Below are 9,896 nucleotides of genomic sequence, written 5' to 3'. Positions count from 1 at the left end.
ACGTAAAGCGAAGCAGTCCGGCACACCCCCACCCCACAGCCCCGACACCGCGGCCGAACAGCCCGCGCAGCGGCCCCGCGCCGCAGGCGCAAAACGCGAACCCCCACGGCGGGACGGCCGACAACGTGCTGGGCCCAGCCAAGCGCAGCGCTACGCGTCGAGCCCGATAGAGAACGCCGCTTCGAGGTCGTGCTGGGAATACGTGCGGAACGCGATGTGCGTTTCGGTGGAGGCGACGCCCGGGACCTTGCTGATCCGGCCGGGGATGACGTCGGCGAGGTCGTCGTGGTTGGCGACGCGCACCATCGCGATCAGGTCGTGGGCGCCGGTGACGGAGTAGACCTCGCTGACGCCTTCCAGTGCGGCGATCTGCTCGGCGATCTCCGGGATCTGGTCCACGCTGGTCTTGATGAGCACGATCGACGTGATCACGGCTGGCTCTCTCCCTCGGCCGATACTCCATTGCCCCTGGTGGCACCCACAGTATCCCGCCCGTAGCGGGCCCACGCGTAGAGGAAGCCCAGGGCGAAGCCGACGACGTGGGCGAGGTAGGCGACGCCGGGGCCGGCCGGGTCGTGCCGGGCCGCGTGCCACTGGAGGAAGAACCAGAACAGCAGCACGATCCAGGCCGGGAAGCGCAGCGGCAGGAAGAACAGGAACGGGAAGAGGCTGGTGACCCGGGCCCGCGGGAAGAGGAAGAGGAAGGCGCCCAGGACGCCGGAGATCGATCCGGAGGCGCCGACCAGGGTCTGGTTCGAACCGGCGTGCGCGACCGCGTAACCCAGCAGCGCCAGATAGCCGACGGCCAGGTAGAAGGCGGTGAACGGGAGCCGGCCCATCCGCGTCTCGGTCATGGCGCCGAAGACGTACAGGAACAGGATGTTGCCGAGCAGGTGCAGCCAGCTTCCGTGGACGAACAGCGCGGTGAGCGGGGTGAGCAGGGCCCTCGGCGAGCCGCTCCACAGATCGAACGGAATCACGCCCCAGTGCTCGAAGTACCTGGTCTGGGCGTGGAGCAGCGCGTGCCCGGTGCCGTACGTGTGGTTCAGGCCGGAGACCGGGCCGAGCACGAAGAGCGCGCAGCAGAGCCCGATCAGCACATTCGTCATCCGTGAGAACACCGCGCGGAGCGAGCGGGCGGGGTGGACCGGCGCCGTCATGAAGTGATCATGGCGTAATGCGGGCACACGGGACAGAGCGCCTCGCCGCGTCCCGGCTGCCGGGCGGGCCCGCGCCGGCCCGCTGTCAGGCCGTAGGGTTACAGGCAGTACGTTGCGTATTTCCGCAGTCCGACGGCGTACCGCGCGAACCGCACCGCTGCACGAGCCCGATGAGCACGAAAGAGGACGACACGATGGCTGTTCCCCTGCCGACGGCGGAAACCCGGTGGCGTTGCACGCTCTGCGGCAACCTCACCCGGTTCGACGTGACCCGCCGGTCCAAGGTCGTGGAGTACATGCACCTGGATCTGGCCGGTGAGCCGACGGTGGAGGAGCGCGAGGTCGTCAGCGAGACCATCGAGTCCGTGCGCTGCCGCTGGTGCAACGCGGTCGACCAGATCGAGCTGGTGGACCGTCCGGGCGCGAGCGCCTGAGATCGGAGCGATGCAGCCGTGGTGGAACGTCCAGAAGGGGAGCCGGGGGCGGAGCGTGCGGACGCGCCCGGAGGGGTGGCCGACGAGGTGCTCGACCAGCCACTGCCCGAGGGCGTACGGCGCCGTGTCGTGGCGCTCACCGCGGAGTGGTTCGGGGCGCTGACGGTCGCCGAACTCCCGCCCCCATTGCGGCAGTACGCCCGTTTCACCCCGACCCGTCGGGCCAAGTTCGCCGGGAACGCGATGGCCGCGGCGCTGGAGGGCGACGCGGTCTTCCGGCAGCGGATCGCGGGCAAGCTCCGGGAGGCCCAGCCGGAGCTCGCCGACGCCCTGGAGCAGGGGACCCCGCCGGCCGCCGCCGATCCGCTGGACGTCGCGGCCGCGGCGTACGTGCTGCGTCCCGAGGGCTGGGTCAAGCTGGTCGCGGCGGCCGGCGAGGAGGCGCAGCGGGTGCGCGCCGAGCGGGTCGGCGAGGAGGCCGAGCGGGAGTTGGCCCGGCTGCGCGAGGAGCTGGCGCAGGCGCGCGGTGAGGCCCGTACGGAGGCGGACCGGGTCCGGGCGGACCTGGAGGCGACCCGTAAGGAGAACGAGTCGTTCCAGCGCAAGCTGCGCAGCGCGCTCAGTGACGTGCGGCGCGGGGAGGCGGCGGTCCGCAAGGCCGAGGCCGCGCTGAGCGAGGCCCGGGAGCGGGCGGCGACCGAGAAGGCCGCCGCCGACAGCGAACTGCGCCGGCTCAAGGCCCGGATCGCGGAGGCCGAGGCGGCGCTGGAGACCAGCCGCCGCTCCGCCCGCGAGGGCCGCAGCGTCGAGGACATGCGGCTGCGGCTGCTGTTGGACACCGTGCTGGACGCGGCCCAGGGGCTCCGCCGCGAGCTGGCGCTGCCGCCCGCCGCGGGCCGCCCGGCGGACACCGTCGACGCGGTCGCGCCGGGCCGGATGACGCCCAAGGACATCGCGACCCGGGCGCTGTCGGAGACCGATCCGGCGCTGCTGGACCAGCTTCTGGCGCTGCCCCAGGCGCACATGGTGGTCGACGGCTACAACGTCACCAAGACTGGCTATCCGACCATGCCGTTGGAGAAGCAGCGGCTGCGGCTGCTGGGTGGCCTGGCGGTGCTGGCGGCCCAGACCGGCGCGGAGATGACCTGTGTCTTCGACGGGGCGGAGCTGGCCGCGCCGGTGCTGTTGGCGCCGCCGCGTGGGGTGCGGGTGCTGTTCAGCAAGGCAGGCGTGACGGCCGACGAGCTGATCCGTCAGCTGGTCCGCGCGGAGCCGCCGGGCCGCCCGGTGGTGGTGGTCTCCGCGGACCGGGAGGTGGCCGACGGGGTCGCCAAGGCGGGCGCCCGGCCGGTCGCATCGGCCCTGTTGCTCAAGCGACTTGCGCGAACCTGACATTTCACACGTTGACCGGAATGGTGCCGGCGGCACCCGCTCGCGCTTCGTATCGGAGCGTCAGATGCCGCTCACTGGCCGTGTGATGTTGGTAAAAGATGGGCTCCGTGGGGCAGTTTTTCCCCGGGAGGATTTGAAGCGATCACAACTCGGTTACTAAGGTCGGGCCTCGAACCTTCATACAGGTGATCATCCAACCGGGATGGTCAGTGAAGGTACCGCCGAGTCCGTGGCGTTCGCGCGGAGCCGGGGCCTTAGTCCCCCCCACTCCCGGTAGGCGGCTGGAGGAAGAAGGAGCTCGCCCCCGTGGCGTCCCACCGTCGACCCAAGCAGCCGAGCCGTACTCGCGTGACCGTGCTCACCGCGACCGCCGCAGCGGCCGTCGTCCTCTCGTCCCAGGCGGCCCACGCCGATCCGAGCCAGTCGAAGAAGGACGTCAAGTCCGAGGTCGACAAGCTCTACAACGACGCGGAGCAGGCCACCGAGAAGTACAACGGCGTCAAGGAGCAGCAGGACAAGCTCCAAAAAGAGGTCGACGACCTCCAGGACAAGGTCGCCCGCGGCCAGGGCGAGCTGAACCAGCTCCGCAAGGGCCTGGGTGCCATCGCCTCCGGTCAGTACCGCAGCGGCAGCATCGACCCCTCGGTGCAGCTGTTCCTCTCCGGCGACCCGGACACCTACCTCGAAAAGGCCGCCACCCTCGACCAGTTGAGCGGCAAGCAGGCCGAACAGCTCAAGACGATCGCGGACAAGCAGCGCCAGCTCGCCCAGGAGCGCGCGGAGGCCGCGAGCAAGATCCAGGACCTCTCCGAGACCCGCAAGTCGCTCGGTGACAAGAAGGACGAGATCAAGGGCAAGCTCGCCAAGGCGCAGGAGCTGCTCAACACGCTGACCGCCAAGGAGCGGGCGGCCATGCAGGCCGCGGACGACCGGGCCAACCGCAGCAACGACCGGGTCGACCTCGGCAACGACGTGCCCGCCTCGCAGCGCGGTGCGGCCGCCCTGTCGGCCGCCCAGTCGAAGATAGGCTCCCCGTACGTCTGGGGCGCCACCGGCCCGTCCTCCTTCGACTGCTCGGGTCTGACCTCCTGGGCGTACGCGCAGGCCGGCACGTCGATTCCGCGCACCTCGCAGGAGCAGGCCAACGCCGGCACCCGGATCGGCTCCGAGAGCGCCCTCAAGCCCGGCGACCTGGTGCTCTTCTACGGCGACCTGCACCACATCGGCCTCTACGCCGGCAACGGCACCGTGCTGCACGCCCCGAAGCCGGGCGCCGCGGTGCGCTACGAGTCGATCAACAACATGCCGTTCCAGTTCGGCGTGCGGGTCTGAAAAGCTTCACAACCCCCGCAACCTGCCGCCCGATCGGGCGAATTGCGGCCTCCGCCGCTGACCTGCCGCTCCGCCGGTGACCTGCGAAGTCACCGGCGGAGCGGCTTTTTGGGTACGGAAAGCGGGCTTTGGTCGGCGTACCGCGACATGGTTACTGTCTGCCCTCGCAGCTGCCGGATCACCGACCGTCCCGCCCGGACGGCAGGGGCTGCACACGGAAGGAGTTGCGGCCCTCGTGGTGTCCCATCGCCGTACCTCGCAGCGCGGCCAGACCACCCTCGCCTCGGTCACCGTCCTGTCCGCCGCCCTGGCGACCGCGGCCGCCGCGCTGTCGGCCACACCGGCCAGCGCCGACCCTTCCGGTGCGCGCACCGGCGCCACGGGAGCGGCGCTCGCCGCGCCCCCTGCTTCGTCGGCCGGCCGGGAGAGCGCCGCCGCCCAGGTCGGCAAGCTCTACGAGGAGGCCGAGCGGGCCACCGAGAAGTACAACGGCGCCAGCGCCTACACCAAGGAGCTGCGTGACCAGGTGTCGGCGCTCCAGGACCGCACCGCCCGGACCCAGGAGCGGGTCAACCGGATGCGGGCCCGGCTCGGCGCGGTGGCCGCCGCCCAGTACCGGTCCGGCGGGCTCGACCCCACCGTCCGGCTGTTGCTCTCCGAACGGCCCGACAGCTACCTGGAGAAGGCGGCCGCCCTGGACCGGCTGAGCGGCGCCCAGGCCCACGAACTGCACCGGCTCCAGGCCGCGACCCGGCAACTGGAGCAGCAACGCCACGAGGCGGCCCGGAAACTGGCCGAGCTGGAGGCCGGCCGCGCCGAGGTGGCCCTCCACAAGAAGGACGTCCAGCGGAAGCTGGCCACCGCGCAGCGGCTGCTCAACGCCCTGCCCACGCGGGCCCGGGCGGCCTACGACCGGGCCTCCCGCAGCGACGGGCGGGACGAGATCATCCCCGACCTCTCCGGGATCGTGGCGGGCTCGGACCGGGCCTCGGCGGCGGTCGCCGCGGCGCGTGCCGCGGTCGGCGCCCCGTACGCCTGGGGCAGCACCGGCCCCTCGTCGTTCGACTGCTCCGGACTCACCCAATGGGCCTACAGCCAGGCCGGGGTCTCGCTGCCGCGCACCTCCCAGGCCCAGCGCGGCGCCGGAGCCCGGGTCCCGCTGTCCCAGGCCCGACCCGGCGACCTGGTCATCTACCGCACGGACGCCAGCCACGTCGGGATGTACGTCGGCAACGGGCAGGTCGTGCACGCGCCCTATCCCGGTGCCCGGGTGCGCTACGACCCGGTCGGCATGATGCCGATCTCGGCGATCACCCGGCCCTGAGCCACGACCCCCTGCGGTGTTGCCCCGGCCGGGCGGCCCTTACGATCGGCCGCATGGCGGAGCAGAGGGCGCGGCGCAGGCGGCCGTGGCGGGCCGCGCGGGCGGTCGGCTGCGCGGTGCCGCTACTGGCGCTGCTGGTCCAGCTCACCGGCTGCGCCCCGGCGGACGGGCCCACCGACCAGTACCCGGGGGCCCAGCAGATGCTCGACGCGCGGGCCGACGCCGTCCGGCGGCACGACCCCACGGCCTTCCTGGCCTCCGTCGACCCCCGCGCCACCGGCTTCCGCAGCCGGCAGCGCGCGGTCTTCGACCACCTGGCCGCCGTCCCGCTCGCCGACTGGCGCTACGACCTGGTCTCCACCGGCGCCTACTCGCTCCCGATGGGCGACGGCCGGCGGTTGGCCGCGCAGGTGCGGCTGCGCTACCGCCTCAAGGGCTTCGACACCGCGCCGGTCACCAGCTTCCAGTACCTCACCCTCACCGAGCGCCGTGGGCGCTGGCTGGTCGCCTCCGACTCCGACGGCGCGGCCGATGGCAAGGGCGACACCCGCCAGCTGTGGGACCAGGGCCCGGTCCGGTTGGTCCGCGGCCGGTACAGCCTGGTCCTGGGCGGGGACGGGGACCCGGCGCGGCTGCGTGACCTGGCGAAGCGGGTGGACGCGGCGGTGCCCGCGGTCTCCGCGGCCTGGAAGGGCACGTGGGCGGGGAAGGTGGTGGTGGAGGCGCCCGACAGCGTCGGGCGGATGGCGCAGCTGATGGGCAGTGACGATCCGTCCGGGTACGCCGGGATCGCGGCGGTCACCACCGGGGAGGCGGGCACGGCGGGCGCGGCCCCCGCGGACCGGGTGATCGTCAACCCGGACGCGTACGAGGAACTCAACGACCTGGGGCGGACGGTCGTCCTCACCCACGAGACGACCCACGTCGCCACCCGGGCGCTCACCACGCCCGCCACCCCGTTGTGGCTCTCCGAGGGGTTCGCGGACTGGGTCGCCTATCGGGAGGTGCGCCGCCGGCCCACCACCACCGCGCCGGAACTCTCCCGCGCGGTCACGGCTGGGAGGGTGCCCACGCGGCTGCCGGGCGACGACGACTTCGGCTTCCGGGCCGGTGCGGAGCGGTTGGCCAAGGCGTACGAGGGCGGCTGGTTGGCCTGTCGGCTGATCGCGGAGAAGTGGGGCGAGGCCCGGCTGATCGCCTTCTACCGGGACACCGGGCGGCGCGGGCTCCGTACTGCGGCGGCCGGTCCGGCGACGGCACCCATGGAGGCCCGGACCGCCACTCCCACGGCCCCGGCCGCCCCGGCCACCCCGGCGGTGGGCAGCGGCAGTGCCCGGCCGACCGACCGCAGCGGACCGGTGGAGCGCGCGATGCGCGAGCAACTCGGCGTCGGGCTGGCCGAGTTCACCGCGATGTGGCGCGCGTATGTGCGTCACGAGCTGGGCTGAGCGAGGGGCGGGCGCCGGGCACCCCGGTCGGGTCCGCGGCCCGGCCCCGACCGGTGGCGACGTGCAGCCGGCGGCAGGCGAGCAGGGACGCGGCCACCAGCAGGCCGTTGCGCAGCACCAGCAGCGTGATGCCCCGGGCGTCGCTCGTCACCACGTCCCCGAAGCAGACCGGGAACTCCAGCAGGGTCACGCCGGTGGCCAGCAGCACCAGCACGGCCGGCAGGCCCTGCCGGCTCGCCCGCACGGTCAGGCAGACCGCGGCCAGCCCGACCAGCCACAGCAGGTACTGCGGGCTGATCACCCGGCTGGTGGTGGTGAAGAGCAGGACGGCGGTGAAGGCCGCGTCGCCGCGCGTCGCGGGGCTGAGCTCGCCGAACCTGCCGGCGCGCAGCCGCCAGTGGAGCAGCCAGGCCAGCGCGGCACCGGACAGCACCAGCGCGAGGGAGCTGACCAGGGGGACGCCAGGGCCGAGGAACTCCAGTGAGCCGTAGTGGAGTTGCACCTCGCCGGGCCAGCCGGCGTGCCGGGCGACGTGGAGGACCAGCGCGCCCAGCGACTCGACCTCCGTGCCGCGGTCGCGCTGGAAGGTGACGAAGGAGAGCGCGCCCGGCGCCGCCACGACCGCGGTCAGTGTCAGTCCCGCGGCCCAGCCCGCGGCGCTCCACCACAGGGCGCGGGCCCGGCGGCCGCGGAGCGGCGCCCCGGTCAGCAGCAGTACCGGCCAGACCTTCAGCAGCGCGCCGAAGGCGAGCAGGGCGCCCGCGGTACGCGGGTGGCGGACGGCCGCGAACAGCGCCGCCGCGGCCACCGCCGCCACCATCAGGTCGTAACGGGCGTAGGCGGTCGGGCCCAGCAGGGCGACGCCGGCCACCCACGCCCAGGCCCCGGTCCGGCGGTGCCCCGGTGCGCGGCCGGCCCGTAGGAAGAGCGCCAGCGCCGCCGCGTCCACGGCCAGCACCAGGACGAAGAACGCGGTGGCGTAGGGGAGGAACGGCAGCAGGTCGGGGGCGAGGACGGGCAGCGCGGCGGCCGGCGGGTACTGCCAGGTGACGTCGTCCAGGGGGAAGGTGCCGGATCTCAGGACCTCGGCCCAGCCCTGGTAGATCCCCGAGACGTCGGTGGTGACGTCCGGCCCGGGGAGCGCCAGCACCCGGAAGACGCACAGCAGGAGCAGCGCCCGGGTCGCGGCCCAGACCGCCCAGGCCGCCGCTGCCGACCGGGAGATCCGGGCGGCCCGGGTGGCCTGCGCGGTCCGGGCCACCGCCGTGCACCGCGGAGGGTCCTCGGACGCGCCCGCGCTGCTTTCGGTGCTGGTCATCGTCACCCCGTCGGTCGTCGTGCCTGCATGATGCCGGGAGGGCCGGGGCGCGGCCGGGCAGGCCGGGCGCGGGCGTGGCGGGGCGCGCCGCCAGGTCCGGGCCGCCCACCCGGTACTGTCGGCCCAGGACCGGCCGGGCCGCCCCGCGCACCGTTCGCCGCGTGACCGCCGATCATCGAGAGACCGCCGACCGCCGAGAGACCACCGTGCACAAGACCCTCATCGTCACCAACGACTTCCCGCCCCGGCCCGGTGGAATCCAGGCGTTCCTGCACAGCATGGCGCTGCGGCTGGACCCCGACCGGGTCGTCGTCTACGCCTCCACCTGGAAGCGGGGCGAGGAGGGCCGCGCGGCCACCGCCGCCTTCGATGCCGAGCAGCCGTTCCCGGTGGTCCGGGACGCCACCACGATGCTGCTGCCGACGCCGCGGGTGACCCGGCGGGCGGTCTCCCTGCTGCGCGAGCACGGCTGTTCCTCGGTGTGGTTCGGGGCCGCCGCGCCGCTCGGGCTGATGGCGCCGGCGCTCCGCGCGGCCGGTGCCCGCCGGATCGTGGCGACCACCCACGGCCACGAGGCCGGCTGGGCGCAGCTGCCCGCCGCCCGGCAGCTGCTGCGCCGGATCGGCGAGCACACCGACACCCTCACCTACCTCGGCGAGTACACCCGCTCGCGGATCGCCGCCGCGCTCACCCCGGACGCCGCCGCCCGGATGGTCCAACTGCCGCCCGGCGTCGACGAGAAGACCTTCCACCCGGATTCGGGCGGCGACGCGGTACGGGCCCGGCTCGGGCTCGCCGACCGGCCGGTCGTGGTCTGCGTCTCCCGGCTCGTCCCGCGCAAGGGGCAGGACACCCTGATCGAGGCGATGCCGGCGATCCGCTCCGCGGTGCCGGACGCGGTGCTGTTGGTCGTCGGCGGCGGCCCGTACGAGGAGCACCTGCACGCGCTGGCCCTGGAGAAGGGCGTCGCCGACGCGGTCCGCTTCACCGGTGCCGTCCCGTGGGAGGCGCTGCCCGCCCACTACGGTGCGGGCGACGTCTTCGCGATGCCCTGCCGCACCCGCCGCGGCGGGCTGGACGTGGAGGGCCTGGGCATCGTCTACCTGGAGGCGTCCGCCACCGGGCTCCCGGTGGTGGCGGGCGACTCGGGCGGTGCCCCCGACGCGGTCCTGGACGGCGAGACCGGCTGGGTGGTCCCCGGCGGTTCCGCGGCGGCCGCCGCGGACCGCATCATCACCCTCCTCAAGGACCCCGACCTGCGCCGCACCATGGGTGCGCGCGGCCGTGCCTGGGTGGAGGAGAAGTGGCGCTGGGACCTGCTGGCGGAGCGGCTGCGGGAGTTGCTGTAGCGCACGGCGGGGTGCCCGTGGCGCTTGTCGCCGGTGGCTGGAACGCGCAGGTTGCCCCCCCCCGAAAAGGGGGGCGGGCCCGACGCGGTTTAACCCCCCCAGGGGCCCCCGCGGCGGGCGCGGGCAGCCCCCGGGTTGG

The 9,896-nt window shown here is 73.9% G+C and carries 9 protein-coding genes; 6 read left to right on the top strand and 3 right to left on the bottom strand.

All coding sequences use genetic code 11. The features are described 5' to 3' along the window. Positions 1-150: 150 nt before the first annotated feature. Positions 151-432, bottom strand: a complete 282-nt coding sequence (locus ACFVT2_RS42950; protein ID WP_067352498.1) for an Lrp/AsnC family transcriptional regulator — start codon at positions 430-432, stop codon at positions 151-153. Then, on the bottom strand, positions 429-1,160 hold the full coding sequence (locus ACFVT2_RS42945) for a rhomboid family intramembrane serine protease (protein WP_390027854.1): 732 nt from the start codon (positions 1,158-1,160) through the stop codon (positions 429-431). The genes ACFVT2_RS42950 and ACFVT2_RS42945 overlap by 4 nt, the downstream gene beginning before the upstream one ends. A 194-nt stretch (positions 1,161-1,354) precedes the next feature. Here ACFVT2_RS42945 and ACFVT2_RS42940 point away from each other — a divergent pair, with 194 nt between their 5' ends. From ACFVT2_RS42940 to ACFVT2_RS42920, 5 genes are all read left to right on the top strand, one after another. After that, a complete protein-coding gene (locus tag ACFVT2_RS42940; protein ID WP_390027852.1) occupies positions 1,355-1,594 on the top strand; it encodes a hypothetical protein in 240 nt (79 codons plus the stop codon). 18 nt (positions 1,595-1,612) lie between these two features. Further along, a complete protein-coding gene (locus ACFVT2_RS42935) occupies positions 1,613-2,986 on the top strand; it encodes an NYN domain-containing protein (protein ID WP_390027851.1) in 1,374 nt (457 codons plus the stop codon). A 306-nt stretch (positions 2,987-3,292) separates the two neighbouring features. Next, entirely contained in the window at positions 3,293-4,318 is a 1,026-nt protein-coding gene (locus tag ACFVT2_RS42930; RefSeq protein ID WP_390027849.1) for an NlpC/P60 family protein, read from the top strand. A 235-nt stretch (positions 4,319-4,553) separates the two neighbouring features. Then, positions 4,554-5,642 (top strand): NlpC/P60 family protein, encoded by a 1,089-nt coding sequence (locus ACFVT2_RS42925; protein ID WP_390027847.1) that lies wholly within the window; start codon positions 4,554-4,556, stop codon positions 5,640-5,642. A gap of 53 nt (positions 5,643-5,695) precedes the next feature. After that, entirely contained in the window at positions 5,696-7,090 is a 1,395-nt protein-coding gene (locus tag ACFVT2_RS42920) for a hypothetical protein (protein WP_390027845.1), read from the top strand. Here the strand turns inward: ACFVT2_RS42920 and ACFVT2_RS42915 are convergent. Further along, positions 7,047-8,408, bottom strand: coding sequence for a glycosyltransferase 87 family protein (locus ACFVT2_RS42915; protein ID WP_390027843.1), 1,362 nt, complete (start codon positions 8,406-8,408; stop codon positions 7,047-7,049). The genes ACFVT2_RS42920 and ACFVT2_RS42915 overlap by 44 nt on opposite strands. A gap of 206 nt (positions 8,409-8,614) precedes the next feature. Between ACFVT2_RS42915 and ACFVT2_RS42910 the strand changes: the two genes are divergently transcribed. Then, the gene (locus ACFVT2_RS42910; RefSeq protein ID WP_390027856.1) at positions 8,615-9,757 is read left to right on the top strand and encodes a glycosyltransferase family 4 protein; all 1,143 of its coding nucleotides are present in this window, start codon (positions 8,615-8,617) and stop codon (positions 9,755-9,757) included. The last annotated feature ends 139 nt before the right edge of the window (positions 9,758-9,896 follow it).

Source organism: Streptomyces sp. NPDC058000 (assembly GCF_042886435.1).
Classification (GTDB): Bacteria; Actinomycetota; Actinomycetes; order Streptomycetales; family Streptomycetaceae; genus Streptomyces.
The sequence above is the reverse complement of the archived record's forward strand: the minus strand, read 5'-3'. Positions and strand labels throughout refer to the sequence as shown.